Genomic DNA, 24,894 nt, shown 5'->3' on the forward strand with positions numbered 1-24,894 from the left:
GGCCCGGCTCGCACAGGCGCGCCGGGCCTTTTTTGTAATCTGCAAAGCCATCTATTCGGTGCGCGGCGCCTCTTGGCCGATCTCGCCCGGCACCGGCCCCGCCTGTGCCACCGAAATCATCTGCGCCAGTTCGGGATCGGCGGTCAGGTCGGCAAAGGCGTATTTCGCGGTGACGCTGTTCGCCGACAGCTCGACATTCTTCACCACCTGCGGACCGGGCGCCGCCGGGCCATAGGTGCGGCCATTGACGGCGAAATAGACGGCGCCGGAATTGCCGGTGCGCAGTTGCGGCGGCTCCTCCAGATTGGGCAGGGTGAAACGCTCACCCGCATCCATGATCTTTTCCAGCAGCACCGTGCCATCCGAAGCCGTCACCCGCACCCAGGCGGGACGCGCGGCCAAAAGCTCCAGCGCGGGGGCATCGGGCGCAACCGTGCGCACGGCCAGTTGCTCGGCGGGAAGTTGCGGGCCGAAATCCATCGGCTGGCCACCCGAGGCCACGACCGTCGCCGGCGCGGTCCCCGTCCCGGTCGTGCCGGTGTTCGCCACGACCGCTTCCGCGGGTGCCGGCGGCAGCGTCAGGCCCGGATCGATGGCCGAGATCGGCCCGTCACGGGCGGTCAGCACCGGCGCCTCGAGGATCTGCGGGCGATAGGCCCGGTCGAGCGATTCCGGCTGCGGCAGGCTGGCGGCCAGATCGACGCCCTCGCCCTGGTCCAGTTCCGGTTGCGGCAGACCGCCGGCCTGCACCGGGTCCAGGTCCGACACCACCGTCGGCGCGTCATCGCCCGGCGTCACGTTGACCCGCTGCACTTCCTGCAGCACCGACCAGCCGCCATAGCCCAGACCAGCGATCAGCGCGATCAGCACCACCAGCGAGCCGATCGCCCGCGGTTCGACCGAGGACCAGAAGCTTTCGGGCTGGGGAATGAACAGGGCGCGGGGATTGGCCAGCGCCTCGGCCGGGTCCGAGGGGCGGCGTGCGGGCTTGGGCCCGGCAGCCGAGGCCGACATGCCATGGGTCGGCTGGAATCCCGATTCCGCGCAGAAGCGGCGGAAGGTCCAGTCCGGGTCCATGTCCAGGTAGCGCGCATAGGACCGAACATAGCCCGAGATGAAGCTGGGCGCGTCAAAGGCGGTGATGTCGCAATTCTCGATCGCCGCCACATAGGAGGCGCGAATGCGCAACTCGCGTTGCACATCAAGCAGCGACTTGCCCTTGGTGGCACGCTCGCCGCGCATGATGTCACCAAGGCGGGTGTCATCGTCGTAGAATCCAGTGGTGTCCGTCATCGGAGCCACCCCTTCTTCCGGGCCAGTTGCCCGAATACCGCTCATACCGAACTGCCTCACAGCGCGATTATCGGTCACCCACGCGAATCACGAGGGCAACGTCCTTTGTGTCGGGAAAGGTTATCACGGATGTGAGAGCCTCACACCCCCTCGCGCATTTTACGCCACGATTTCGGCGCGATTCAACGCACAACGTGACCAGAGTGCATCCATGGCGCGAATGAGATGCTCGATCTGCTTGCTGTCATGAACCGGCGAAGGGGTGAAGCGCAGACGCTCGGTTCCGCGCGGCACAGTCGGGAAATTGATCGGCTGAACATAGATGCCGAAATCGGCCAGCAGCATGTCGGACAGCATCTTGCAATGCACCGGATGGCCGACATGGACCGGCACGATATGGCTGCCATGATCGATGATCGGCATCCCGAGGCCCTTCAACCGCATCTTCAGGATGCGGGCATGAAGCTGCTGGGCATCGCGCAGCTTCTGACCGCCCTCGCCCTTGAGGAAGGCGATCGAGGCCGCAGCCCCCGCAGCCACCGCCGGCGGCAGCGAGGTGGTAAAGATGAAGCCCGGCGCATAGGAGCGGATTGCATCGACCATCTTGGCCGAGGCGGCGATATAGCCACCGAAGACGCCAAAGGCCTTGCCAAGGGTGCCGTTGATGATGTCGATGCGCGCGCTCAGCCGGTCGCGCTCGGCCACGCCGCCACCGCGGGGGCCATACATGCCGACGGCATGAACCTCGTCGAGATAGGTCAGCGCGCCGAACTCCTCGGCCAGATCGCAGATCGCGCCGATCGGGGCGAAATCGCCATCCATGGAATAGATCGATTCGAAGGCGATCAGCTTGGGCGCGGCCGGGTCGTCGGCGGCCAGCAACTCGCGCAGATGCTCAAGGTCATTGTGGCGGAAGATCCGCCGCGCGCCGCCATTGCGCTTGATCCCCTCGATCATCGAGGCATGGTTCAGCGCGTCGGAATAGATGATCAGGCCCGGGAACAGCTTCGGCAGGGTCGAGAGCGTCGCATCATTGGCGATGTAAGCACTTGAAAACACAAGCGCCGCTTCCTTGCCATGCAGGTCGGCCAGTTCGGCTTCCAGCTGCTTGTGATAGACCGTCGTGCCCGAGATGTTGCGGGTGCCGCCCGAGCCGGCGCCGGTCGCGTCCAGCGCCTCGTGCATGGCGGTCAGGACGACCGGATGCTGGCCCATGCCCAGATAGTCATTGCCGCACCAGACGGTAATGTCTTGCTTGCTGCCATCGGGACGGGTCCAGACCGCCTGCGGATACCGGCCCTTGCTGCGCTCGATATCGATGAAGGTGCGATAGCGGCCTTCCTCGTGCAGCTTGTTGATGGCCTGATCCAGTTGGGCGTCGTAGTTCATCCCGGCGTGTCCCTTGCATAGCTGGCTGGGTGCGATCATGGTCTGATCACGCGCGTCTTGTACTGTTAACTGCAGTGGCTGCAGAATGACAGGGCCAAATTGTCGCAATGCGGCGAAAGACGTATGCCGAAAACAGATAAAATCTCTCGGAAAGGATAGCACAGAGTGGCGGATCAATCGAGGCTGGACGAGGTTCTGGCCGCACTGGATGCAGGCCAGCCTGCGGCGATCGAACGGCTGCTGGGTTTCCTGCGCATCCCCTCGATTTCCACCGACCCGGCAAACAAGGGCGATGTCCGCGACGCCGCAGAATGGCTGTGCAACGAATTGAAATCGCTTGGTTTCGAAGCTTCCGTGCGCGACACGACCGGGCATCCGATGGTGGTCGCCCATTCGCAGCCGGGCGGCGCGCGGCCGGTGCTGTTCTATGGCCATTACGACGTGCAGCCCGTCGATCCGCTGGATCTCTGGGACAATCCGCCCTTCGAGCCGGCGCTGGAAGAGACGCCGGAAGGTCCGGTGATCCGCGGTCGCGGCGCAGCCGATGACAAGGGCCAGCTTATGACTTTCGTCGAAGCCTGCCGGGCATGGAAATCGGTGCACGGCGCCCTGCCCGCCGGCCTTACGCTGCTGTTCGAGGGCGAGGAGGAATCGGGATCGCCCTCGCTGCGCCCCTTCCTCACCGAGAATGCCGAGGAACTGAAGGCCTCGCTGGCGCTGATCTGCGATACCGGCATGTATGCCGATGGCCGGCCCGCGATCACCACGCAGTTGCGCGGGCTGGTCGGGGAAGAGGTCATCATCCGCGCCGCCGACCGCGACCTGCATTCGGGCAGTTTCGGCGGGCTGGCGGCCAACCCGATCCTGGTCCTTGCCCGCGCGCTGGCAGCGCTGAAGGACGAGAACGGCCGCGTCACCCTGCCCGGCTTCTATGACGGGGTGCAGGAACTCAGCGACGAGCTCAGCCGCGACTGGCAAGCGCTCGGTTTCGACGCCGCGGAGTTTCTGTCCCGGGTCGGGCTGAAGCACCCTATCGGCGAGAAAGGCCGCACCGCGCTGGAGATGGTCTGGAACCAGCCCACCGCCGAGATCAACGGCATAGCCGGCGGCTATGCCGGCGAGGGGTTCAAGACCGTGCTGCCGGCAGAGGCCCGCGCCAAGGTCAGCTTTCGCCTGACCGGCCAGCAGGACCCGGCCAAGGTCCGCAGCGCCTTCCGCGCCCATGTCGAAAGCTTCCTGCCCGCCGATTGCCGGGTCGAGTTCCACGAACATGGCGGCAGCCCGGCCAGCGTCATGGACACCTCGGACCCGGCCTTCGCGGCGGCGAAGGCAGCGCTTTCCGAGGAATGGGGGCGCGAGGCGGCCTATATCGGCGCCGGCGGCTCGATCCCCATTGCCGGGGATTTCCAGCAGATCCTCGGCATGGATTCGATGCTGATCGGCTTTGGCCGCGACGATGACCGCATCCATTCGCCGAACGAGAAATACAACGTCGAAAGCTTCAGCAAGGGCGCGCGCTCCTGGGCGCGCATCCTCGCGACGCTGCAATAGCGTGCGGCGCGGGCGCGGCGCTCAGCCGCGTCCGCGATAGCCGGGGACGCCCTGATCGGGGATCCAGATCCCCTCGGGCGCGGCACCGGTCTGCCAGAAGACATCGATGGGCATCCCGCCGCGCGGATACCAGTAGCCGCCGATCCGCAGCCAGCGCGGGGACAAGAGGTCAACCAGCCGCCGCCCGATCGAGACAGTGCAATCCTCGTGGAAGGCACCGTGATTGCGGAAGCTGCCGAGGAACAGTTTCAGCGACTTCGACTCGACCAGCCAGTCGCCCGGCACATAGTCGATCACCAGATGGGCGAAATCGGGCTGGCCGGTTAGCGGGCAGAGGCTGGTGAATTCGGGCTGGGTAAAGCGCACCACGTAGCCGGTATCGGCCTGCGGATTGGGCACCCGCTCAAGCACCGCCTCCTCCGGGCTTTGCGGCAGGCGGGTCGGCTGGCCCAGCTGGGTCAGCGCGTCGGTGTAATGGCTCATGCAAGGCTCCTGTTTTGACCGGGTGGGCTGCGACCGGATCGGCGCGGATCAAGAACCCGTGCCGCATTCATCTTGGCTCAAATATCCTACGGGGGTCCGGGGGTGCAAAACCCCCGGCCGGGCGATCCCGTCACAGCTGCGCCGCGACCTCTTCCGACAGGTCGAAATTGCCGGTGACGGTCTGCACGTCGTCATCGTCTTCCAGCGTGTCGATCAGCTTCATCAGCTTCTGCGCGGTTTCCAGGTCGCTGATCTCGGTCGGCGCCTGCGCCTTCCAGATCAGTTTCGCAGTTTCCGATTCGCCCAGGGCCGCTTCCAGCGCCGCCGTCACGTCGTTCAGGTCGGTGTCGGCGCAATAGATCCAGTGACCCTCGTCATCGGTATCGACATCGCTGGCGCCGGCCTCGATCGCGGCCATCATCACCGTGTCGGCATCGCCCACGGAAAGCGGGTACATGATCTCGCCCACGCGGTCGAACATGAAGGCAACCGAGCCGGTCTGGCCCATGTCGCCGCCCGACTTGGTGAAATAGCTGCGCACGTTCGAGGCGGTGCGGTTGCGGTTGTCGGTCATCGCCTCGACCATGATGGCGATGCCGTTCGGGCCGTAACCCTCGTAACGGATCTCGTCATAGTTCTCGGCATCGCCGCCGATGGCCTTCTTGATGGCCCGGTCGATCACGTCCTTGGGGACCGAGTTCGACTTGGCCTCTTTCACCGCCAGGCGCAGGCGCGGGTTCTTGTCGGGATCAGGGTCGCCCATCTTGGCGGCGACGGTGATCTCCTTCGACAGTTTCGAGAACAGCTTTGCGCGGATCCCGTCCTGCCGGCCCTTGCGGTGCTGGATATTCGCCCATTTGGAATGGCCTGCCATGATCTCTGGTCCTATGCGGTCATCGGAAGTGTTCAATCGTGGCGCTTTTAGTCCAGCCTGCACCCGGATCGCAAGACCGGCAGCGCCGGCAGATTGCGCAATTGCCCCGCGTCGCTATCCTTCAACCGTGACGAGTGCGAGGGTGCGGACATGACTTATAACCAGATCATCCTGTTCGCGATCTTCGCCGCCGTCATGGTGCTGATGTTCGCCGGCCGCTGGCGGCATGACCTGGTGGCCTTTGCCGGGCTGATGGCGGCGGTTCTGCTGGGCGTGGTGCCCTCGGCCGAGGCCTTTGCCGGTTTCGGACACCCGGCGACGATGGTGGTGGCGCTGATCCTCGTGGTCACGGCGGGGCTCAGGCGTTCCGGTGCCGAGGCGATGCTGACGCGGATCATCGAGGCGCGCGAACGCTCGGTCAGCCTGCATATCGCGGTGATGGGCGGCATCGGCGGGCTGATGTCGGGCTTCATGAACAATATCGCGGCGCTGGCGATCCTGATGCCCATCGACATGCAGGTCGCTCGCAAGGCCGGGCGGGCCGCCGGGCTGACGCTGATGCCGCTGGCCTTTGCCACCATCCTCGGGGGCATGCTGACGCTGATCGGCACGCCGCCGAACCTGATCGTCTCGGGCTTCCGGCAGGAGGTGCTGGGCGAGCCCTACCGGATGTTCGATTTCCTTCCCGTGGGTGGCGTGGTCGCGCTGGCCGGCATCGCCTTCATCGCCCTGATCGGCTGGCGGTTGATCCCGATCCACGGCAGTGGTGCCTCGGAAGACCCCGCCCATGCCGCGCTGCGCGACTATCGCACGCAACTGGTCGTGACCGAGGACAGCAGCATCTTGGGCAGCGCCGTCGGCGATCTGCAGGAGGAGGCCGAGAAGGCCGAGATCCGCATCCTCTCGGTCAGCCGCCACGGCCACCCGGTCGAGGCGGATCTGGAGCAGATCGTCTTGGAGGCCGGCGATGTCCTCGCGCTGCGCAGCACCCCGGATGCGCTGGATGATTTCCGCTCGGCCCGCAAGCTCGCCTTTCCCGATGGCCGGCTCGAACCGCGCGCCCGTCGGCGCGAGGAGAACCAGCGACTGATCGAATGCCTCGTGCCGGTCGGCTCTCCGATCGTCGGGCGGACGGCGCAGTCGATCGGCATGGTGAACCGCTATGACACGGTGCTTCTGGGCCTGCGCCGTAGGGGCCGGATCATCGCCCGCGGCCTCTCGCGCCAGACCATCGAGCCGGGCGACCTGATGCTGCTCCTGATCCCCGAAAGCCGGGTGGACGAGGTGCCGGCGGCGTTGGGCGGCCTCAGGCTCGACGGGGCGTCGCGCCCGGTGATGCGCGAGGCGCAGATGTGGCAGACCATCGGGCTTTTCGCGCTGGCGGTGGGCCTGACCAGCCTTGGGCTTGTCACCATGCCCATCGCGCTTGGCTGCGTGCTGGTGGCCTATGTGCTGTTCGGGGTTCTGTCGATCAGCGAGGTCTATGACCATATCGACTGGCCGGTGGTGGTGCTTCTGGGTTCGATGATCCCGCTTGGCGTGGCGCTGGACGCAACCGGTGGCACCGCGCTGATCGCCAGCGGCATCGTCGCGGCGACGCAAGGCGCGCCGGCCTGGGTGGCGCTGGTCCTGTTGATGGCGACGACCATGTTCCTGTCGGACGTGCTGAACAACAACGCCACCACCATCGTCGCCGCCCCGGTCGGCATAAGGCTGGCCGAGCAGCTGGGGGTGGATGCCGATGCCTTCCTGATGGGCGTGGCGGTCTCGGCCGCCTGCGCCTTCCTGACGCCCATCGGACATCAGAACAACACCCTGATCCTCGGCCCGGGCGATTACCATTTCAGCGATTACTGGCGCATGGGCCTGCCGCTCGAGGTGATCGTGATGCTGGTCTCGGTGCCGATGCTGCTGATCGTCTGGCCGCTGGGGTGAGGCTCGGCACTGCTGAAGCCATCATCGGGAACAAAGGGAAATCACCAGTTTAGAATTTTACCTCTGTCGCAACTGCGGTGGCTAACCCACATTTTGATCTTCACCAACTGAATTGACTGCAGTTTGGTTAAACTTGCGCCCTTAAAAATCCGAATTCAATCACATCTCATGCAAGGAAAGATTTTTGTGATAAGCTGGGTTTGATATGATTCTTTTACTCGCATAGAGGATCTGTCCATGAAGTTCCTTTCACTTTCGCTTGGCTTTCTCTGTCTGACGGCAGTTGCTGCTTTTGCCGAATGCGACCTTGCTCAGTTCGACCAGTCGCCCCCAGGGGCCGTGCGCGATACGGCGCAAGGCACTGCCACGCATTTCGAATGGGCCTCTGACGCCGATCCATCACCCGACGGGCACGGTCAACGTGCCTGGCACTTCATCCGCAACCTCCATGACGATAACCTATCGCTGATCTGGGAAAAAACAGATGCCCTTATCCCTTTCGACCAACCACTCGGCAAGGATCAGGTCTCGTGTTTCAACAAATACAGCGCGACGTTCACAATAGATCAAGACGCGCCGATCATAACGAGTGCGGATGGTCGGAAGGATGCCAGGGCCTACCTCCCCAGCGGAAACGCACAGAAGACCGGTGCCGAGGTCGGACGCGGCGGCGGTGAGATCAACGGTCTCGTTCGCGCGATCATTCGCTATTTCCAGAGTGATAAGGTACTTGTCATGCAGTTATATTCCTCCAGCAACGATATAGGCTTCCTTCTCGGTGTTACCGGCCTCGGCATTCCGGAGGACGTGCTGACTGGCGTAATTTCGGATAGAATTAATTTTGCGCCAATCTTCGAAGAAAACCTCGACGTTTTTGCGGGCACTGGTGATTTTGGCGTCCAGTTTGTTGAACCCGTCGAAAGCAGTCGGGCCATGACGCTCCGGTTCTCCGGAGAAGTTGAATTTGTATTCAACGATGTGGCCGAATTGGCTCCGGTGACACTGCCCTTAGCGATGTTGAACGCCGAGGGTCAGGTGCTTGCCGCCACCAAGATCGATCTTGGGCCACTCATCGAAAATCAGGAATCACGGTAATGGCATTTGGCGTGAAAGAGGCGGGCCTGATTGGCGTCGCCGCTTTGGTCGGCTGGTTCGGCACGAACCTTCTGCCACCGCATCCCGGACTCGAGCTGACCGTTAGAGCCGTGGGCACCGTTGCCTGCATAGGCGGCGGGGCCATCGGCATCGCAGCAGCCGAGCTGAAAGGATGGCGATTGGCGGTCCTTGCTATCATTGCCGTCATCATCAGCACTCTGGGGATCGTCGGTTTTGATCAGATCGCAACAGGACAGCCAAGCGAGAATGCTGCGCTTCTGCTCTACGTCCTGAGCGTGTTGATTTTTCTGCCGCTCGGGGTCCTGATCCAGCTTGCCGGACTCGCTGTTTAACGAGATAGCGCTGACGCGTCTGAACTTCGAACTTCCCGACTGAGTTGAACGCAGCAGCTACTTAACCAAAAAGCCGCGCGGACCCGTCAGGTCCGGCGCGGCGCAATCGTCACAATGCAAGGAAACTCAGAGGTAGAGACCCGGACCGAAGATGCGGCGGACCTCGTCGGCGCGGGTGGTGCCGCACGCGGCCAGTTGGGCGTCGGTCTGCTGGCTCAGGCGGCGCAGCGCGGCGGCGCGGGGGCCGGCCTCGGCCAGCGCGATCAAGCCGCGACCGATGGCGCGGAAGGGCGCGGTCAGGGTGCTGGCGATGCTGGCAACGGGATTGGCGGTTTTCGGGGCGGCGCTGGTGATGTCAGCCATGATGGCCTCCTTGTCGTCTCAATTGCGTCTTCCTCCCGCCGCAACATGTGGGACAGGGGACAGCCCGAGACAAGGACCGATGCCGCAAAGCTGCGTTGCATCAGGGACATGGCAGGAAATGCTTGACGTAGCGTCAGAGGCGCCCCGCTGTATCACCCGCCAGGTCAGAGATCCCAGAAGATCGGAATGACCAGCGAGGCGACGATCGCCATGAGGATGTTCAGCGGCAGGCCGACCCGGATGAAATCGGCGAAGCGATAACCGCCGGGACCATAGACCAGCGTGTTGGTCTGATAGCCGATCGGGGTGGCAAAACTGGCCGAGGCGCCCATCATGACCGCCACGACCAGCGGACGCGGATCGACGCCCAGCTGCCCGGCCAGCGAGATCGCCACCGGCGTCACGATCACCGCGACGGCATTGTTCGTCACCGTCTCGGTCAGGAACATGGCGACCAGGTAGACCGCCAGCACCAGCCCCCAGCTTGGCACCTCGGCCAGCCAGGGCGCGATGCGCGTGACCACCAGTTCCACCGCACCCGAGCTTTCCAGCCCCGCCCCCACCGCCAGCATGGCAAAGATCAGCGCCATCAGCTGGCCGTCGACAAAGCTCAGCGCCTCGTCGGCATCGATGCAGCGGGTGATCAGCACCACGCACACGCCGATGAAGGCGAGCACAAGGATCGGCGCGATGTTGAGGGCCGAGAGCGTAACCACGGCGACCAGCACGGCCACCACGATCGGCGCCTTCTTGCGGCGATAGGCGCGGTCCGAGGGGGCGTTCACCTCGACCATCTCCATGTCGCTCGACAGCCGCTGGATATCGCCCGGCGCCCCTTCCAAGAGCAGCGTATCGCCCACGCGCACCACCAGGTCGTCCAGCTGGCGGCCGATATTCTGGTTCTTGCGATGGGCCGCCAGCACATAGACGCCGTAACGGCGGCGCAGGCGCATCGATCCGAGCGAGCGCCCGACCATGTGGCAGCCCGGCGTGATCAGCACCTCGACCGTCGAAGTCTGCACCGAGGAAAGCTTGTCGGCCAGCCGCAGGTTCTTGTTGTTCTGCAGGCCCAGCACCTCGGACATGGGGGTGCGCAGCACCACCCGGTCGCCGGCCTCCAGCCGCACGGCGGCCAGATCGCGGCGCAGCGAATCGTCGCCGCGCAGCACGTCGATCACCCGGGCGGTGTCGCGGGTGAAGATATCCACCTCGTCCAGCGCCTTGCCGATCAGCGCCGAATCCTCGGGGATGGCGACCTCGGTGAAGAATTTCATCTTCGAGCGGCCACTGCCCATCAGCTGCGACATGGAATCGCGCTCGGGCAGCAGCTTCGGTGCCACCAAGAGCAGGTAGAGGATGCCGACCACCGCCATCGGCAGGCCGACCGGGGTGATCTCGAAGATCGAGAAGGGTTCCAGCCCGGCGCTGCGCGCCACGCCATCGACCAGAAGGTTGGTCGAGGTACCGATCATCGTCACCGTGCCGCCGAGGATCGACAGGTAGGACAGCGGGATCAGCAGCTTGGACGGAGACATCTGCATCTCTTTTGCCAGCTGCATGAAGATCGGCATCATCACCACGACCAGCGGCGTGTTGTTGACGAAGGCCGACATGGCGCAGACCACGCAGGAGATCAGCCCCAGCGTCATCATCGGATGGTCGCCCGCATGGCGCGCGGCCTTCTGGCCGATCCAGTCCAGCGCCCCGGTTCGGACCAGCCCGCCGACGATGATGAACATGAAGGCGATGGTCCAGGGCGCCGGGTTGGACAGCACCCCGGCGATATGGTCGACCTTCAGGATGCCGAGGAACAAGAGCACCGTCGCGCCGAGGATGGCGGTCACCTCGGGCGGATAGACCTCGCGGACGAACAGGGTCAGCATCCCGGCAATGATGACAATCGTGGCGATTGCCGATGCCGTCCCGGTCAGCTCAAATCCGAACATTCAACCCTCATGGCTGCGATCTGCCGTGATCTGCCGGCATGTTTCCCCGATTCCCGCAGGCGCTGCAAGGACCGTGCTGCTGCCGGCCAGCGATCAAGCGCCGGTCCCGGGCGAGGGCTGCAGCCGCGGCCCCTGCCGGATCGGCAGGATCGAGGTGGCAAGCCCGGTTCGGTCATCGGTCTCGACGAAGACACCGCAGAGCGTCGCCTCTTCATTGGCGGGGGTAAAGCGGTCGCGGGCCATGCCGGTCAGGAAACGGCGCAGCGGCTCGGCCTTCTCCATGCCGATGATGCTGTCATAGTCGCCGCACATGCCGGCATCGCTGAGATAGGCGGTGCCGCGATTGAGGATCTGCGCATCCGCCGTCGGCACATGGGTATGGGTACCGACCACCAGACTGGCGCGGCCATCGCAGAAATGACCGGCCGCCATCTTCTCGCTGGTGGCCTCGGCATGGAAATCGATCAGCGCCGCCTGCACCATCCCACCCGGCGGATGGGCACGCAGCACCGCATCGAGGGCCGAGAACGGATCATCAAAAGGCCGCTTCATGAAAACCTGCCCCAACGCCTGCGCCACCAGGATCTTGCGCCCGCGCTGGTCCTGGAATACCCGCGCCCCCCGGCCCGGCGCTTCTCGGGCGAAGTTCAGCGGCCGGATGATCCGCGGCTCGCTGTCGATGAAGCCCAGCATGTCTTTCTGGTCAAAGGCATGGTCGCCAAGGGTCAGGCAATCGGCCCCGGCCTCCAGCAGCGTCTTGGCATGGGCGGCGGTCAGCCCCATGCCGCCACTGGCATTCTCGCCGTTCACCACGACGAAATCGGCGCGCAATTGCTGCCGCAGGGGGGCCAGACGCTCGGTGATGGCGCGGCGGCCCGCCTTGCCCATCACATCGCCGAGAAACAGGATCCGCATGATATCTGCCTAAGCCAAGCGCCGGGGCGCGGCAAGGGATCGCGACCGGCGGATTATTGCTATACTTTGAGTTGTTAGTTTTTCATTCATACCACTACCGGTAGAACCACCCTGAAACGAACGGTTCAGGATCGGTCTATGCGGCATATCGCGATATCTCTTCTATTGGCAATGCTTGCCGCCCCTGCCCTCGCGTCAGAGGGCGGTTGCAGCAGCAGCGGGCTGGCACCGGCGGTCTCGGCGCTGGCCCAGCAAACCAATGCCACGCGGGCGGCGCGCGGACAGGCGCAGCTGCGGGTCGATGCGAAGCTGAGCCAGGTGGCACAGCGCCATGCCTGCGATCTGGCCCGCCGTCAGGTGGTCAGCCATCGCGACAGCAAAGGCCGCAAGCCGATGGCACGGGTGAAAAGCGCAGGCTTCCGGGCCTGCTTCTCGGCCGAGAACGTCGCGCAGGGCACGAAATCGGCGGGTGGCACGGTGAAGGCGTGGCAGGGTTCCGCCGGCCATGCCCGGAACCAGCAGGACCCACGGGCGAAATCTATGGGCTTCGGCGTGGCGCAGGGGGCGGATGGGCGGCTTTACTGGGTCGGACTCTATGCGGCGCGGTGCGCGGTGCAGGAAGCCAGAGCCGCCGCCGGCAAGGTGCAGCCCTTCCGCTGGTAGCCCCCGGCGTTCAGACGCTCAGCGCGATGACGTGATTGTCCCAGTTGCGCGGGCTGCGGGCCAGCGGCCTGACCGCCTCGCCCTCGGACATGAGCACGCCGCCGCTGCCATCGGTCATCAGGAAGCCCTGTGCCAGCCCGGCCAGGCCGCAGACATCGGCCCGCGTCACCGCGCCAAGGAAACTCCCTGCTGCATCAAAGCGATGCAGCCGCCCGCCGCGCGGCGAGGTGATCGCCACCTCGGCCCCCGTCCGGTCAAAGGCGATGCTGCCGGCATAGCCCTGCAAGACCCGCTGCTCAACCTCGGGCGCGCTGGCCAGAACCGGCGCCGCGCCCCGGCGATGCAGCCCGAGCAGCGGCACGATAGCCTCGGGATCGCCCTCCCATTGCATGGCAAAGCCGACCACCCCGCCCGGCCCCACGGCCAGATGCCGGATCGAGTTGAAATGCAGGTCTTCCGCCAGCTCGACCGTTTCCAGCAGATCACCCTCGGGCGAGAGATAGGCGAGGTTCGGCCGCATCACCGGGATGTTCAGCTTGGTCCGATCCGCCGGGTCGGTGGCGATGCCGCCATTGCCGATGACCAGCGTGTCATCCGCCAGCCGCACCACCTCATGCGGGCCGATGCCGCCGGTGGGCCGTTCGCCGATGCGGCGATAGTTGTCTGTCACCGACCAGAGGCCCAGATAGCCGGCGCTATCCTCGGCCCGCTGTTCGGTCGTGACCAGCAGATCACCGCCCGCGATGAAGACTCCGTGGCCGTTGAACTGCCGGCCCTCGGGCGGGGTCAGGCGATGGCGGACCTCGCCCCCGGCGCAATCGAGAACCAGCGCATAGGCGCCGGGCCGGCGGGCAAAGACCACCGCCTCGGGCCGGGTCGGATGACCGGCCCCGGCATGGCCGCGCGCGGGCAGCGGCACCCGAAAAGTGTCGGCGCCGCCCTCGGTCAGCCCGTAGAGCGCATAGCTTTCATCCGCCTCGCGCGCGCAGGCGAGGAAGGACGGGCTGCCGGCATCGGCCCAGCTGAGCCGGGGCACCGCCGAGGCGGCCAGAAGGGCGGCAAGGAAGCTGCGCCGGTTGGTCCGCATCTCAGTCGCCATCCGCCGAGTTGAAGCCGGCGGCAACGCCAAGCTGCGCGCCCAGCTCCGCCTCGACCGCCTGCCGGATCTCCAGCACCCGCTGGCGCAGCACATCGGCGCGGAACCAGGCCTGCGCATCGGTGATGTCCTGAAAGCCGGGATCGACCACCACACTGGCCGCCGCATCTGCCGCGTCAAAAGCGGCCTCGGTCAGCGGGATCGGCGCATCGGCCAGCGCGACTGCCAGCGCCCGCTGCGCCTTCAGCGAGGCGCGGATATTCGGCAGCGACCGGGCCGAGCGCCAGGCCTCGGCGCGCTTAGGATGGGGCTTGTCGAAACTGTCCAAGGGCCGGGCAAGGCGCTGATCCTCGGTGAATTCGAGCCCGGCCAGAAGCTGGGTATAAAGCGCCTGCACCGCCTCTTCAGGGGCCAGATAGGTGCTGTTGCCCGCCTCTCCCGCCGTGGTCAGCGTGGCGGCAAAGCCTTCGCGCCAGCCCGCGTCCAGCGCCTTGGCCTGCGCTGCCAGATCGGCGGCCACCGTGGCGGTCAGGGCGCAACGATAGGCGGGATCGCCGGCGGGGTCCGGGTCAAAGACCAGCGTATCGAGCGCAAAGAACCCCCGCGCCGCCGCCGAGACCTGCACATATTCCGCCGGATCGGTGCCAAGCGGGTCCTGATCGGCGATCATCCGGTTCAGTGCGCGCGGTGTGGCCGAGCGGGTATCGGGCCAGAAGGCGATGGTGATCGCCGCCAGTTCGCCGGGGCCAAGCCGCAGATGACCGACCTGCATCCAGGCGTCAAAAGCCGCGCCATAGGCGGGCCGGATCGCCGCCGGATCGCAGCTTGCCGCCGTCGCCTCGGCCAGCGCCTGCGTGGTGCTGGCCAGCGCGGAATAGCCCGGCAGGATCTGCGTCTCGACCGCGCGGGCCAGATCGGCGCTTGCGGGTGCGGCTAGCGACAGGGCCAGTCCCGCCGCGAGGAAGAATGTCTTGGTACCAGGCATCAGAGACTTCCCAGAAAGCGGATCAGCGCGGCGCGATCCTTGGCCGGCAGGGTGACGAAACGCTCTCGCGCTGCCTCGGCCTCGCCGCCATGCCACAGCACCGCCTCGGTCAGGTTACGCGCCCGGCCGTCGTGAAGAAAGCGGCTATGACCGCTGACCTGCTGGGTCAGCCCGACGCCCCAGAGCGGCGGGGTGCGCCATTCCTGCCCGGTCGCGCGGCCCTCGGGGCGGTTGTCGGCCAGAGCCTCGCCCATGTCATGCAGCAGGAAATCGGAATAGGGCCAGATCAGCTGAAAGCTCTGCTCGGGCCGGTCGCTCATCCGGCTGGTGACGAATTTCGGCCGGTGGCAGGCGATGCAGCCCGAGTCATAGAACAGCTTCTTGCCGGCCAGAACCTCGGGGTCGTCCACATCGCGGCGGGCGGGCACGGCGAGGTTGCGCGAGTAGAAGGCGACGAGCGACAGTCCCTCCTCGTCGATCTCGGTGCCGCGCGCATCCTTGTCGCCATGCGGTCCCGCGCGGCATTCGGCCTCGACCACGCTGCATTCGCCCCAAGGATCGGGGAACAGCGGCGTCGAGATGCCGATATCGCCGGAAAAGGCGGCGGCGGATTGTTCGCGGATGGTGGCGGCCCCGGCCTTCAGCCCAAAGCGGCCCAGCATCAGCCGGTCATATTCGGGGCTTTTCACCACCGCCGCCCGACCCGAAACGCCATCGCCATCGGCATCCTCGGGGTCCTCGCCCGCCAGAATGTCCCCCGCCGGGATCGCCTCGACCAGACCCAGCCCGATCATCTGCGGCGCGACCCGGGGGCTGATCATCACCCCATCGCCAAGCGGTCCATAATGAAGATCATCGATGCGCCAGTCGGGGCGCAAGAGGCTGGCGGTCTCGCCATCGGGAAAGGTGAAGGGTTCCTCGGTCCAGGACACCGCCACCTGCCCCTCGGGCGCCTTGCCGGGCGTGGCCAGGGGTTGCAGCTGGCTGCCATAGGCCGGATGCGGCGCGGCGGGTTCAAGCGGCGTGCCGTCGCGGCTGGCGAGGTAGTCCGCCACCTCGCCCGTGGCCGCCTCGGCGGGAACGGACAGGCGCAGCAGCATCGAATGCGCGCCGGCCTCGTCGGGCAAGGGCGGTTGGCCGCGCCCGTCCTTCAGGTGGCAGGACTGGCAGCCGCGCGAATTATACAGCGGCCCCAGCCCGTCCGAGGCCAGCGTTGACGAGGGAGACGAGACCCAGAGCTTGCGGAATAACCCGTTGCCCAGCTTGAAACGAAGTTCGTCCTCGAAACTGAGATTGGCCGAAAATTGCGAGAAGGCATCGGCAGTGGGCAGCACCCGCACGGTGCCGCCGCCGCCGGGATTGGATTCGAACTTCTCGGGGGCCGAGAAATCCGTGGTCGGCGCGGTCACGCGGGCGATGCGCTCGGCCTCGGGTGCGGTGCGCGGCAGCGCCTGCAGGTGCGGATCAGCGGCCAGCGGGTCGCCGCCCGCCACCGGCTCCGCGCCAAGCGGCAGGCTCAGCGCGGCAAGAAGGGCGAGGGTTAGTCCAGAGGTCAGACGCATGATGCGCGGTTTACTGGAACACCGCCTCGGGATTGTCGAGGCTGTCCGAACCTTCCAGCGACAGATCGGCCAGACCCAGCGCCGTCACCGCCCGCTCGATCGAGCGGGTCTGGGTGATCAGGCTGTCCACCGCCGCCATGATCAGCTTTTCGCCCTCGGCATTGCCGGGTGCCAGCATCTGGTCATAGGCCATGCCGCCCTTGGCCGCCTCGCGCAGCCCGTCCAGTGCCGCGACGCTGGCATCAAGCTCGGTCTTCAGCTGCGTGTCCACCGCCGGATCGGCGGCGGCGACCAGTTCCGACAGCGAGGGGCCGCGGACCGTGCTGCCATCGACGCGCTCGTACTGGCCCAGGTAGACGTTCCGGATGCCCAGCCCGTCATAGTAATGGCTGTTCACGGTATTGTCCGAGAAGCAGTCATGTTCTTCCTCGGGATCGTTCAGCATCAGCCCAAGCCGGATCCGCTCGCCCGCCAGCTCGCCATAGGAGAGGCTGCCCATGCCGGTGAGGATGGTGGCCAGCCCGGCCTGCGGATCGGCGGTGACGGCCGTCCGCGCCGCGCCGCCTTCGGCCCATTGCTGCGCCATCCAGTCGAGATCCGAGATCAGAAGATCGGTCGCGGCAACCAGATATTGCCCACGCCGGTCGCAATTGCCGTTGGTGCAGGCATCGCTCGCGGCGTAATCGGTGAAGGGGCGGTTGCCCGCGCCCGGGCCGGTGCCGTTCAGATCCTGCCCCCAGAGCAGGAATTCGATGGCGTGATAGCCGGTGGCGACATTGGCCTCGACCGAAGCCGCCTCGTGCAGCTTGTCCTGCAGCAGCTCGGGCGTGATCGTGGTGGCGTCGATCTCTTCGCCCGACAGCTCGAAGGTCGGCGAGGCGATGACGTTCAGCACCGCGTAATCGTTCTCGTCCGTCGCCCCGCCATAGGCGGCATCGACATAGTCGATCAGCCCCTCGTCCAGCGGCCAGGCATTCACCTTGCCCTCCCAGTCATCGACGATCGGGTTCCCGAAACGGAAGGCCTCGGTCTGCTGATAGGGAACGCGGGCGGCGAGCCAGGCCTCGCGCGCCGCCGCCAGCGTTTCCTCGGACGGGGCCTCGACCAGCGCCGCCACCGCATCGCGCAGCGCCTGCGCGGTGGTCAGGCTGTCGCCATAGCCGGCCTCGGCAATGTCGGCATAGGTCGCCAGAACCTCGGCGGGTTCGGCCGACCAGGCAGCCCCGCCCAGCATCAGCACGGGGGCAACGGCCAGCAGCAGCGGGCGGGAGAAACGGGTGCGGGACATGAGCTTTCCTTCCGAAGGACTCGGGGCAATCCGCGAAAACCTGAGCGAAGACCTCAGATTTGTCAATCGGATAGACCAAGGGAAACAATCGGAAAAGTGTCGCAGGGCCCGCGCCGGCTCAGACCATGCCGAGCGCCTGCTTGTAGAGCTCGAGGATGGCGTCCTCTTCCTGCCGCTCGTCGGCCGATTTCTTCCGCAGCGTCACCAGCTTGCGGATCGCCTTGCTGTCATAGCCACGGCCCTTCAGCTCGGCATAGACTTCCTTGACCTGCTCGCCGATGTCCTTCTTTTCCGCTTCCAGATGCTCGATGCGTTCGATGAACTGGCGCAGCTCGTCGGCGGTCACGTTATAGGGGTCGGTCATCTTGATCTTCTCTCCGGTTCGGTTGCTGCCTCGTCGCGGGCTCGTCGGGGGGCAGGCATAGGCGGTCTTGCCGCGCCGTGCAATCGGGGCTAGGGCCAAGGCGCAAGGGGGCGCTGAATGACGATATTCGATTGGCTGATCTGGGGCGGTGCGGCGCTGACCATGCTGGGCGTGGTGCTGCTGATGTGGTGCATCGCGACGGTGGCGCGGGCGCGCAAGGCGGGGCTGGATGATGCCGCGCTGAAGGACAAGATGCGCCGCGTGCTGATGGTCAACATGGCCGCGCTTGGCGCCTCGACCATCGGGCTGATGGCGGTGGTGCTGGGGATCTTTCTCGGCAGTTGAAACTGGCACCGATCGGCCTAAACCTGTCACCCGAACGCTTTGCGCGAGGTGCAGATGGACCCTGACTGGATTGCCGGTCTGATCGGCGGGCTGATGATCGGCCTTGCGGCCGCCATGTTCCTGTTGCTGAACGGCCGGATCATGGGGGCCAGCGGTTTGCTGGGCGGGCTGATCGATGGATCGGGCCGGGCGAATGCGCCCGAGCGCGCGGTCTTCATCGCCGCGCTGATCCTAGTTCCCGCCCTTCTGTCACGCGCCGGCATCGGTGGACCGGCCCTGCCGGTGGCCGGGCTGGGCGTCATGGTTCTGGCCGGGCTGCTGGTCGGCATCGGCACACGGATGGCCAATGGCTGCACCTCGGGGCATGGCGTCTGCGGCATCTCGCGCCTGTCGTTGCGGGGCATCGTCGCCACGCTGATCTATCTTCTCACCGGAGGCCTCGCGGTGCTGATCGCCCGCGCGCTCGGGTGGGCGCCGTGATGCGGCTGGTCTTTGCGGCGCTGGCGGGCGGGCTGTTCGGGGCGGGATTGCTGGTCTCGGGCATGACCCAGCCGGAAAAGGTGCGGGGCTGGCTGGATGTCTTTGGCAACTGGGATCCGACGCTCGGTTTCGTGCTGGCGGGCGCGATCATCCCCATGGCGATCGCCTGGCGGATCGCGGCGCGGCGGCGGGCCTCGGTCAGCGGCACGCCCTTTCCAGAGCCCCCTGCCCCGCGCATCGACAGAAAACTGGTCCTTGGCTCGGCGCTGTTCGGGCTGGGCTGGGGTCTCTCGGGCCTCTGCCCCGGTCCGTCGATGGCCACGCTCGGCATTGGCGGGCTGCCCTTCTGGGCCTTCTTCGCCGCTATGGTCGCTGCCATGATGATCTATGGATATGGGAGAGGCCGCGCATGAGAGCCTTGTTGCAACGGGTCAGCCGCGCTTCGGTGACGGTCGAGGGCAAGATCATCGGCCAGACCGGAGCGGGGCTGATGATCCTCGCCTGCGCCATGCGCGGCGATGACGAGGCGACGGCGGAAAAGCTGGCGGCGCGCATTTCAAAGCTGCGCATCTTCCGCGACGACGCGGGCAAGATGAACCGCTCGGTGACGGATGTGGGCGGCGGCTGCCTGGTGGTCAGCCAGTTCACGCTGGCCGCCGACAATTCCAGTGGCAACCGCCCCGGCTTCTCTGCCGCCGCCGCGCCCGAAGACGGCAAGCGGCTTTACGAGCACTTCGCGCAGGCCCTGCGCAATCTGGGCCTGCCCGTCGAGACCGGCGCGTTCGGCGCCGACATGGCGGTCGAGCTGGTCAATGACGGGCCGGTGACCATCTGGCTGGATACCGAAGCGCCGCGATAGGGCTTACGCCGCCTCCTGCTCCAGCTTTTCCTCCTGCACGGCGCGGCGCAGGTAGCGGCCGAACTCACTGGCCAGCGCCGAGACCGGGCCGCAGGTCAGGTACATGTTCAGGCTGCTGCGCGGCAGGGGCGGCAGAGCGCCGCCATGGTCGATCGGCTCCAGCCCCTCGCGCGGGATCTGGCGCAGGAAGGTGTTCACCCCCTGATCGGCCGCCGACAGCATCAGGTTCCGCTCGCAGCCGCCGACGCCCGAAGCATGTTCCCAGGCAATCCCCGCCGCCTCGAGCCGCGCGATGGCGCCCTTGAGGAAAGCGCAGTTCAGCGAATTGGTCAGCTTCAGCGGTCGTTCGCGCCAGGCCTTGCCGCCCACCGCGCCCATCCAGACCAGATCGATCTCGTAAAGCTGGATGCCGCCCGCACCGCAATCGAGTTCGGTGGTCAGGATCACGTCCAGCTCGTCCCGCTCGAACTGTTTTCGCAATTCGATGCTGACCCCGTCCGACAGCACCACCTCGACCTCGGGATGGGCCTTGCGAAACTCGCGCACGGCTTGGGTGAAATGCAGCATCGGCCAGTCGGTGGTCAGCCCGACCCGCAAGCGGCATTCCGGCTTGACCCCGGTAAAGCGGGCGATGATGCCATCGTTCAGCGCCACCAGCTTGCGGCTTTCGGTCAGAAGAAGCCTGGCGAAATCGGTCAGCACCACGCCCCGTCCCTGCTTTTCCAGCAAGGGCCGCTCGAACACCTCTTCCAGCCGCTTGATCTGCATCGACATGGCGCTTTGCGTCATGTTCAGCGACTCGGCGGCGCGGGTCACCGCCCCATGTTCCGCCACCGCCTGCAGAGAGCGGAGGGTGGCGATATCCAGATTGCGCATTGCTCAACCTCTTTGATCGATGAAATCAAAATCATTCATTTTACGAATGACTCTCCAGATGCCATCTTATCAGCAATGAAGATGGATTCAAAGAAACCATTCATCTTTGTTGATGATGTCAGGTATCAGGAGGATTGAACGATGGCACAGAAATCAGCCGCCATGCTGCGCGTCGTGACGGGACAGGGGATCATCCCCCGGCCGAACTGGCTGGAGCGTATCCTGACTGCCTTCGACGTCCGCAAGACCCGCATCGACCTGTCGAAGCTGACCGATGAGCAGCTGCAGGACGTCGGCCTGACCCGCGAACAGGTGGACGAGGAGATCCGGCGCAGCATGTGGGACGCCCCCGAACATTTCTACGCCCGGCGCTGAGCCTTGCCAGCCGCCCTGCCCGGCCCTATCTGGAAGGCGCGGCCATGGTTGGCCGCGTCACTCTTGGGGCGGGGCGAAATTCCCCACCGGCGGTAAGCGGCCTGCCCGCAAAGCCCGCGAGCGCCCCGGCCGCACAAGGCCGGGGGTCAGCAGATCTGGTGCAACTCCAGGGCCGACGGTCACAGTCCGGATGAGAGAGAGCGGCATTCCCCTGCGCCACAGGCGCGGGATTTTGCCCATTGCCCCCTGCGTGACGGATATGACGAAGGGGGCCTAATCGATGCGACTTTCTGCAAGCGGACAGCCTGCCATGACCGGCGCGGCGCTGATGATCGGGGCCGGAGCGGGCTTCGCCTGCGTCAACACGCTGCTGCAATACGTCACCATGATGCTGGGCGTCTCGGCCCCCACGGCGACCTTCTGGCAATATTTCATCGCGCTCTTGGTCCTGCTGCCCTGGCAGGGGATCGGGCTGAAGGGCTTTGCCACGGCCCGGCCCGGCGCGCATCTCTTGCGCGTGGCCTTCGCGGTGGGCGGGGTGCAGCTCTGGACGCTGGGGCTGGCGCATGTGCCGATCTGGCAGGCCATCGCGCTGATCATGCTGTCGCCCTTCTTCGTCACCGCCGGGGCCGGCCTCTTGCTGCGCGAAGAGGTGACGCCCGCGCGCTGGATCGCGGTGCTGACCGGGTTCGTCGGAGGCGCGGTGATCCTGTCGCCCTGGTCGGACGGCTTCACCCTCTGGGCCTTCGCGCCCATCGGGGCGGCGGCGCTCTGGGCGGCGGCCTCGCTGATGACCAAGCGCATGACCGCCACCGAATCGCCCGAGACGCTGACGCTGTATCTGCTGGCGCTGCTGACGCCGCTCAATCTGGGGCTGGCGCTGATGCCCGAGGCGGGTGGGCTTGCCATCGCCTCGGCCCCGGCCATTGCGGCACTGGTCGTCGCCGGTTTGCTGACGGCACTGGCGCAGTACGCGCTGGCGCGGGCCTATGCCACGGCGGATGCCGCCTTCCTGCAGCCCTTCGACCATGTGAAGCTGGCCTTCAATGTCGGCCTCGGCGCGCTGGTCTTTGGCTTCGTGCCGCCGGGCAGCATGTGGCTGGGATCGGCGCTGATCGTGGGCGCGTCGCTGTGGTTGCTGGCGCGGGAGAGGCGTGGCATAGGCCACCGCCTGACGCGTGAGAGGGCCGGCGGCTGACCGCGGGGAGACGCTGAGGCGATTGCTCGGGGCAGTTTATGGTGCCGCCACATCGAACGACTGTTCGGCGCGGGGCGGTGAAAAAGCGTCCGCCCAGGGGGCGGTCGGTCGCTGGCCCGGGCGGGCTTCGCCCTTGTCCCCGGGCCGGGTCCTGCCTCGAGAGGTCACAGCGCCGTCGGTTCCCCGAATCGCTGGATCATCATCCGGCGGATCTGGTCGCGCACCTGCCGATACATGTTCAGCTTGGCGTCGCGCCCCTCGGCCATGCCGGTCGGGTCCATGATCGGCCAGTATTCCACGTCGAGATGGAACACCCGCGTCAGTTCCAGCGCCAGCCGCTGGCTGGCCGGCGACAGCGCCACCACCAGGTCGAACCCGCCCAGGTCGTCGCCCCAGGCCTTCATTTCCTCGAAGCTGCGGGTGCGGTGGTTGTTCAGCGTCACGCCGATCTCGTTGCAGACCGCCACGGCGAAGCCGTCGATCTCCAGATCGTTCTTCACCCCTGCCGATTGCACATAGGCGGCGCGACCATAGAACTTCTTCATCATCCCCTCGGCCATGGGCGAGCGGATGGCGTTATGGTCGCAGCAGAACAGCACCGAGCCGGGGATGTCTGCCGCCATGTCCTCAGACCTTCTGCGGGATCAGGGCGCAGATCAGCGTGAACAGCCGCCGCGCCGTGTCGATATCCAGCGTCGCCTTGCCCTCCAGCCGTTCCTGCAGGGTGCGCGCGCCTTCGTTGTGGATGCCGCGCCGGGCCATGTCGATGGCCTCGATCTGGGCCGGCTGCAGCCGCTTCACCGCGTCGAAATAGCTTTCGCAGATCTGGAAATAATCCTTCACCACCTGCCGGAAGGGACCCAGCGACAGGTGGAACTCGGCCACCTTCTCGGCCCCCTCGTTGGTCAAGTCAAAGACCAGCCGCCCCTCGCGGATGGCGAGATCCAGCAGATAGGGCCCGGCGGGGACCGGTTGGCCGTCGCGGCCCGGCACCTCGAAGCTGTTATCCTCGAGCAGATCGAAGACCGCGACCTTGCGCTCCTGCTCCATCTCGGGGGTCGCGGGCGGGACGCCGCTGTCGTCGATCTCGATCTTGCAGAGACGGCTCATCCCCCGCTCCTTTCGTTCAGCAGCTCCAGCCGTGCCTGAACCGAGGCGCCATGCGCCTGCAGCCCTTCGGCCCCCGCCAGCCGCACGGCAGCCGGGCCGATGGCGGCCAGCGCGCCGGGGGTCAGCCGGGCGATGGTGGTGCGTTTCAGGAAATCCAGCACCGACAGGCCCGAGGAAAACCGGGCCGAGCGGGCGGTGGGCAGGACATGGTTCGGGCCGCTGACATAATCGCCGACGGCCTCGGGCGTATGCGCGCCAAGGAAGATCGCCCCGGCATGGACGCATTTCAGGGCCAGCGCCTCGGGATCGTCGACCACCAGCTCCAGATGCTCGGGCGCGATGCGGTTCGACAGGCGCGCCGCCTCGTCCAGATCGCGGGCGATGATCAGCGTGCCATAGTCGCGCCAGCTGGCCCCGGCGATCTCGGCGCGCGGCAGCGTCGGCAGGATGCGGTCCACCGCGCCCGCGACCGCATGGGCCAGCGTGGGATCGGTGGTGATCAGGATCGATTGCGCATCGGCATCATGCTCGGCCTGCGCCAGCAGATCGAGCGCGATCCAGTCGGGGTTCTGCGCGCCCTCGGCGATGATCAGCACCTCCGACGGGCCGGCGATCATGTCGATCCCGACCTTGCCGAAGACCTGCCGCTTGGCCGCCGCAACATAGGCATTGCCCGGCCCGGTGATCTTGTCGACCGGCGCGATCGTCCTGGTGCCATGGGCCAGCGCGGCAATCGCCTGCGCCCCGCCGATGCGGTAGATCTCCTCGACCCCGGCCAGCTTCGCTGCCAAGAGGACCAGCGGATTGACCACGCCATCCGGTGTCGGCACGCAGATCACAAGCCGCTCGACCCCGGCGACCCGCGCGGGAATGGCGTTCATCAGCACCGATGAGGGATAAGAGGCCAGCCCGCCCGGCACGTAAAGCCCGGCCGCCGACACCGGCGTCCAGCGCCAGCCAAGGGTCGCGCCCTCGGGATCGGTCCAACTGGCATCCTCGGGCATCTGCCTGGCGTGATAGGCACGGATACGCTCGGCCGCCATGGTCAGGGCGGCGCGATCCTCGTCGCTGACCCGGGCGATTTCGGCCTCGATCTCGTCGGGCGTGAAGCGCAGCGCCTCCGGCGTCAGCTCCAGCCGGTCAAACCGCGCGGTCAGTTCGCAGAGCGCCTGGTCGCCACGGGCACGCACATCATCGATGATCGCCGCGACGGCCGTATTCACATCGGCCGAATCCTCGCGCTTCATCGACAGCATCCGGGTGAAACCCGCGTCGAAATCCGCATCCGAGGTGTTCAGTGTGATCGGCATCGTCCGCTCCTGCGCTTCGGCCTTGTTAGCGCCATGCGCGAGGGGCCTCAAGCGGGCGCGTGCAGGCGAGGCGTTTCGGAGGGTGTGGGGGGTCTGGTGCTGTGAGAGAGGATTGAACTCTCGACCTCTCCCTTACCAAGGGAGTGCTCTACCACTGAGCTACCACAGCATCGTGGAGGGGCGTTT

27 protein-coding genes, 1 tRNA gene and 1 riboswitch are annotated in these 24,894 nt (G+C 66.1%); of the genes, 11 read left to right on the forward strand and 17 right to left on the reverse strand.

Going from position 1 to position 24,894, the window contains the following annotated elements:
- Positions 1–51: 51 nt before the first annotated feature.
- Positions 52–1,293 (reverse strand): helix-turn-helix domain-containing protein, encoded by a 1,242-nt coding sequence (locus tag CX676_RS07170; RefSeq protein ID WP_232816607.1) that lies wholly within the window; start codon positions 1,291–1,293, stop codon positions 52–54.
- A 159-nt stretch (positions 1,294–1,452) separates the two neighbouring features.
- Positions 1,453–2,682, reverse strand: a complete 1,230-nt coding sequence (gene hemA / locus CX676_RS07175) for a 5-aminolevulinate synthase (RefSeq protein ID WP_101752011.1) — start codon at positions 2,680–2,682, stop codon at positions 1,453–1,455.
- Between the two features lie 165 nt (positions 2,683–2,847).
- Here hemA and CX676_RS07180 point away from each other — a divergent pair, with 165 nt between their 5' ends.
- Positions 2,848–4,233 carry a dipeptidase gene (locus CX676_RS07180; RefSeq protein WP_101752012.1) on the forward strand — a complete coding sequence of 462 codons (1,386 nt, stop codon included), beginning with the start codon at positions 2,848–2,850 and terminating at the stop codon, positions 4,231–4,233.
- 21 nt (positions 4,234–4,254) lie between these two features.
- On the opposite strand, the gene queF is transcribed toward CX676_RS07180, so the two are convergent.
- Positions 4,255–4,716, reverse strand: a complete 462-nt coding sequence (queF, locus tag CX676_RS07185; RefSeq protein ID WP_101752013.1) for a preQ(1) synthase — start codon at positions 4,714–4,716, stop codon at positions 4,255–4,257.
- 130 nt (positions 4,717–4,846) lie between these two features.
- Positions 4,847–5,590, reverse strand: a complete 744-nt coding sequence (locus CX676_RS07190) for a YebC/PmpR family DNA-binding transcriptional regulator (RefSeq protein WP_101752014.1) — start codon at positions 5,588–5,590, stop codon at positions 4,847–4,849.
- Between the two features lie 150 nt (positions 5,591–5,740).
- Between CX676_RS07190 and CX676_RS07195 the strand changes: the two genes are divergently transcribed.
- The 3 genes from CX676_RS07195 (at position 5,741) to CX676_RS07205 (ending at position 8,973) form a co-directional block, all read left to right on the forward strand.
- Complete coding sequence (locus CX676_RS07195; RefSeq protein WP_101752015.1) at positions 5,741–7,525, forward strand: SLC13 family permease; 1,785 nt, start codon at positions 5,741–5,743, stop codon at positions 7,523–7,525.
- 237 nt (positions 7,526–7,762) lie between these two features.
- On the forward strand, positions 7,763–8,620 hold the full coding sequence (locus CX676_RS07200; protein WP_101752016.1) for a hypothetical protein: 858 nt from the start codon (positions 7,763–7,765) through the stop codon (positions 8,618–8,620).
- Complete coding sequence (locus CX676_RS07205; RefSeq protein WP_101752017.1) at positions 8,620–8,973, forward strand: hypothetical protein; 354 nt, start codon at positions 8,620–8,622, stop codon at positions 8,971–8,973. Before CX676_RS07200 ends, CX676_RS07205 begins: the two co-directional genes overlap by 1 nt.
- Positions 8,974–9,099: 126 nt before the next feature.
- Here the strand turns inward: CX676_RS07205 and CX676_RS07210 are convergent, their stop codons facing one another.
- The 3 genes from CX676_RS07210 to CX676_RS07220 all read right to left on the reverse strand — a co-directional run bounded on the left by CX676_RS07210 (position 9,100) and on the right by CX676_RS07220 (position 12,197).
- Positions 9,100–9,336, reverse strand: a complete 237-nt coding sequence (locus CX676_RS07210; RefSeq protein ID WP_232816608.1) for a DUF1127 domain-containing protein — start codon at positions 9,334–9,336, stop codon at positions 9,100–9,102.
- 164 nt (positions 9,337–9,500) lie between these two features.
- A complete protein-coding gene (locus CX676_RS07215) occupies positions 9,501–11,282 on the reverse strand; it encodes an SLC13 family permease (RefSeq protein WP_101752018.1) in 1,782 nt (593 codons plus the stop codon).
- A gap of 93 nt (positions 11,283–11,375) precedes the next feature.
- Positions 11,376–12,197, reverse strand: a complete 822-nt coding sequence (locus tag CX676_RS07220; protein WP_101752019.1) for a TIGR00282 family metallophosphoesterase — start codon at positions 12,195–12,197, stop codon at positions 11,376–11,378.
- 138 nt (positions 12,198–12,335) lie between these two features.
- On the opposite strand from CX676_RS07220, the gene CX676_RS07225 reads away from it, so the two are divergent.
- Entirely contained in the window at positions 12,336–12,860 is a 525-nt protein-coding gene (locus CX676_RS07225; protein ID WP_101752020.1) for a CAP domain-containing protein, read from the forward strand.
- A 10-nt stretch (positions 12,861–12,870) separates the two neighbouring features.
- On the opposite strand, the gene CX676_RS07230 is transcribed toward CX676_RS07225, so the two are convergent.
- From CX676_RS07230 to CX676_RS07250, 5 genes are all read right to left on the reverse strand, one after another.
- Complete coding sequence (locus tag CX676_RS07230) at positions 12,871–13,947, reverse strand: DUF1513 domain-containing protein (protein ID WP_101752021.1); 1,077 nt, start codon at positions 13,945–13,947, stop codon at positions 12,871–12,873.
- A 1-nt stretch (position 13,948) separates the two neighbouring features.
- The gene (locus CX676_RS07235) at positions 13,949–14,941 is read right to left on the reverse strand and encodes an imelysin family protein (protein WP_101752022.1); all 993 of its coding nucleotides are present in this window, start codon (positions 14,939–14,941) and stop codon (positions 13,949–13,951) included.
- Complete coding sequence (locus CX676_RS07240; RefSeq protein ID WP_101752023.1) at positions 14,941–16,503, reverse strand: di-heme oxidoreductase family protein; 1,563 nt, start codon at positions 16,501–16,503, stop codon at positions 14,941–14,943. Before CX676_RS07240 ends, CX676_RS07235 begins: the two co-directional genes overlap by 1 nt.
- Positions 16,504–16,513: 10 nt before the next feature.
- Positions 16,514–17,791 carry an imelysin family protein gene (locus CX676_RS07245; protein WP_101752024.1) on the reverse strand — a complete coding sequence of 426 codons (1,278 nt, stop codon included), beginning with the start codon at positions 17,789–17,791 and terminating at the stop codon, positions 16,514–16,516.
- Between the two features lie 118 nt (positions 17,792–17,909).
- Positions 17,910–18,155: a DUF2312 domain-containing protein gene (locus CX676_RS07250; RefSeq protein ID WP_101752025.1), complete on the reverse strand. Its 246-nt coding sequence runs from the start codon at positions 18,153–18,155 to the stop codon at positions 17,910–17,912.
- A 117-nt stretch (positions 18,156–18,272) separates the two neighbouring features.
- Between CX676_RS07250 and CX676_RS07255 the strand changes: the two genes are divergently transcribed.
- Genes CX676_RS07255 through dtd form a run of 4 tightly spaced genes read left to right on the forward strand, consistent with a single transcriptional unit; the run spans position 18,273 to position 19,839 of the window.
- Positions 18,273–18,500: a hypothetical protein gene (locus CX676_RS07255; protein WP_101752026.1), complete on the forward strand. Its 228-nt coding sequence runs from the start codon at positions 18,273–18,275 to the stop codon at positions 18,498–18,500.
- A 54-nt stretch (positions 18,501–18,554) separates the two neighbouring features.
- Positions 18,555–18,980, forward strand: coding sequence for a YeeE/YedE family protein (locus tag CX676_RS07260; protein WP_101752027.1), 426 nt, complete (start codon positions 18,555–18,557; stop codon positions 18,978–18,980).
- Positions 18,980–19,393: a DUF6691 family protein gene (locus tag CX676_RS07265; RefSeq protein WP_408634481.1), complete on the forward strand. Its 414-nt coding sequence runs from the start codon at positions 18,980–18,982 to the stop codon at positions 19,391–19,393. Before CX676_RS07260 ends, CX676_RS07265 begins: the two co-directional genes overlap by 1 nt.
- Positions 19,390–19,839: a D-aminoacyl-tRNA deacylase gene (gene dtd / locus CX676_RS07270; protein ID WP_101752028.1), complete on the forward strand. Its 450-nt coding sequence runs from the start codon at positions 19,390–19,392 to the stop codon at positions 19,837–19,839. The genes CX676_RS07265 and dtd overlap by 4 nt, the downstream gene beginning before the upstream one ends.
- A 3-nt stretch (positions 19,840–19,842) precedes the next feature.
- Here the strand turns inward: dtd and CX676_RS07275 are convergent, their stop codons facing one another.
- A complete protein-coding gene (locus tag CX676_RS07275; RefSeq protein ID WP_101752029.1) occupies positions 19,843–20,715 on the reverse strand; it encodes a LysR family transcriptional regulator in 873 nt (290 codons plus the stop codon).
- A 141-nt stretch (positions 20,716–20,856) separates the two neighbouring features.
- Between CX676_RS07275 and CX676_RS07280 the strand changes: the two genes are divergently transcribed.
- Positions 20,857–21,090, forward strand: a complete 234-nt coding sequence (locus CX676_RS07280) for a DUF1127 domain-containing protein (protein ID WP_101752030.1) — start codon at positions 20,857–20,859, stop codon at positions 21,088–21,090.
- Positions 21,091–21,145: 55 nt separating this feature from the next.
- Positions 21,146–21,296: riboswitch (FMN riboswitch) on the forward strand.
- 74 nt (positions 21,297–21,370) lie between these two features.
- On the forward strand, positions 21,371–22,288 hold the full coding sequence (locus tag CX676_RS07285) for a DMT family transporter (RefSeq protein ID WP_101752031.1): 918 nt from the start codon (positions 21,371–21,373) through the stop codon (positions 22,286–22,288).
- A gap of 164 nt (positions 22,289–22,452) precedes the next feature.
- Here the strand turns inward: CX676_RS07285 and CX676_RS07290 are convergent, their stop codons facing one another.
- The 4 genes from CX676_RS07290 to CX676_RS07305 form a co-directional block, all read right to left on the reverse strand.
- The gene (locus CX676_RS07290; RefSeq protein WP_101752032.1) at positions 22,453–22,911 is read right to left on the reverse strand and encodes an arsenate-mycothiol transferase ArsC; all 459 of its coding nucleotides are present in this window, start codon (positions 22,909–22,911) and stop codon (positions 22,453–22,455) included.
- A gap of 4 nt (positions 22,912–22,915) precedes the next feature.
- Positions 22,916–23,398 (reverse strand): UPF0262 family protein, encoded by a 483-nt coding sequence (locus CX676_RS07295; protein WP_101752033.1) that lies wholly within the window; start codon positions 23,396–23,398, stop codon positions 22,916–22,918.
- Positions 23,395–24,708 (reverse strand): histidinol dehydrogenase, encoded by a 1,314-nt coding sequence (hisD, locus tag CX676_RS07300; protein WP_101752034.1) that lies wholly within the window; start codon positions 24,706–24,708, stop codon positions 23,395–23,397. Before hisD ends, CX676_RS07295 begins: the two co-directional genes overlap by 4 nt.
- Positions 24,709–24,802: 94 nt before the next feature.
- Positions 24,803–24,877, reverse strand: a tRNA-Thr gene (locus CX676_RS07305).
- Positions 24,878–24,894 lie beyond the last annotated feature (17 nt).

Source organism: Paracoccus zhejiangensis, from assembly GCF_002847445.1.
Classification (GTDB): domain Bacteria; phylum Pseudomonadota; class Alphaproteobacteria; order Rhodobacterales; family Rhodobacteraceae; genus Paracoccus; species Paracoccus zhejiangensis.

Coding starts and splice junctions, on each gene's coding strand:
- CX676_RS07265 (WP_408634481.1), top strand. CDS start 18,980: ATGCGGCTGGTCTTTGCGGCGCTGGCGGGCGGGCTGTTCGGGGCGGGA.
- CX676_RS07255 (WP_101752026.1), top strand. CDS start 18,273: ATGACGATATTCGATTGGCTGATCTGGGGCGGTGCGGCGCTGACCATG.
- CX676_RS07260 (WP_101752027.1), top strand. CDS start 18,555: ATGGACCCTGACTGGATTGCCGGTCTGATCGGCGGGCTGATGATCGGC.
- CX676_RS07220 (WP_101752019.1), bottom strand. CDS start 12,197: ATGCGGATCCTGTTTCTCGGCGATGTGATGGGCAAGGCGGGCCGCCGC.
- CX676_RS07280 (WP_101752030.1), top strand. CDS start 20,857: ATGGCACAGAAATCAGCCGCCATGCTGCGCGTCGTGACGGGACAGGGG.
- CX676_RS07170 (WP_232816607.1), bottom strand. CDS start 1,293: ATGACGGACACCACTGGATTCTACGACGATGACACCCGCCTTGGTGAC.
- queF (WP_101752013.1), bottom strand. CDS start 4,716: ATGAGCCATTACACCGACGCGCTGACCCAGCTGGGCCAGCCGACCCGC.
- CX676_RS07200 (WP_101752016.1), top strand. CDS start 7,763: ATGAAGTTCCTTTCACTTTCGCTTGGCTTTCTCTGTCTGACGGCAGTT.
- CX676_RS07275 (WP_101752029.1), bottom strand. CDS start 20,715: ATGCGCAATCTGGATATCGCCACCCTCCGCTCTCTGCAGGCGGTGGCG.
- CX676_RS07235 (WP_101752022.1), bottom strand. CDS start 14,941: ATGCCTGGTACCAAGACATTCTTCCTCGCGGCGGGACTGGCCCTGTCG.
- CX676_RS07250 (WP_101752025.1), bottom strand. CDS start 18,155: ATGACCGACCCCTATAACGTGACCGCCGACGAGCTGCGCCAGTTCATC.
- CX676_RS07295 (WP_101752033.1), bottom strand. CDS start 23,398: ATGAGCCGTCTCTGCAAGATCGAGATCGACGACAGCGGCGTCCCGCCC.
- CX676_RS07285 (WP_101752031.1), top strand. CDS start 21,371: ATGCGACTTTCTGCAAGCGGACAGCCTGCCATGACCGGCGCGGCGCTG.
- CX676_RS07240 (WP_101752023.1), bottom strand. CDS start 16,503: ATGCGTCTGACCTCTGGACTAACCCTCGCCCTTCTTGCCGCGCTGAGC.
- CX676_RS07230 (WP_101752021.1), bottom strand. CDS start 13,947: ATGCGGACCAACCGGCGCAGCTTCCTTGCCGCCCTTCTGGCCGCCTCG.
- CX676_RS07290 (WP_101752032.1), bottom strand. CDS start 22,911: ATGGCGGCAGACATCCCCGGCTCGGTGCTGTTCTGCTGCGACCATAAC.
- hisD (WP_101752034.1), bottom strand. CDS start 24,708: ATGCCGATCACACTGAACACCTCGGATGCGGATTTCGACGCGGGTTTC.
- CX676_RS07215 (WP_101752018.1), bottom strand. CDS start 11,282: ATGTTCGGATTTGAGCTGACCGGGACGGCATCGGCAATCGCCACGATT.
- dtd (WP_101752028.1), top strand. CDS start 19,390: ATGAGAGCCTTGTTGCAACGGGTCAGCCGCGCTTCGGTGACGGTCGAG.
- hemA (WP_101752011.1), bottom strand. CDS start 2,682: ATGAACTACGACGCCCAACTGGATCAGGCCATCAACAAGCTGCACGAG.
- CX676_RS07195 (WP_101752015.1), top strand. CDS start 5,741: ATGACTTATAACCAGATCATCCTGTTCGCGATCTTCGCCGCCGTCATG.
- CX676_RS07210 (WP_232816608.1), bottom strand. CDS start 9,336: ATGGCTGACATCACCAGCGCCGCCCCGAAAACCGCCAATCCCGTTGCC.
- CX676_RS07245 (WP_101752024.1), bottom strand. CDS start 17,791: ATGTCCCGCACCCGTTTCTCCCGCCCGCTGCTGCTGGCCGTTGCCCCC.
- CX676_RS07205 (WP_101752017.1), top strand. CDS start 8,620: ATGGCATTTGGCGTGAAAGAGGCGGGCCTGATTGGCGTCGCCGCTTTG.
- CX676_RS07225 (WP_101752020.1), top strand. CDS start 12,336: ATGCGGCATATCGCGATATCTCTTCTATTGGCAATGCTTGCCGCCCCT.
- CX676_RS07190 (WP_101752014.1), bottom strand. CDS start 5,590: ATGGCAGGCCATTCCAAATGGGCGAATATCCAGCACCGCAAGGGCCGG.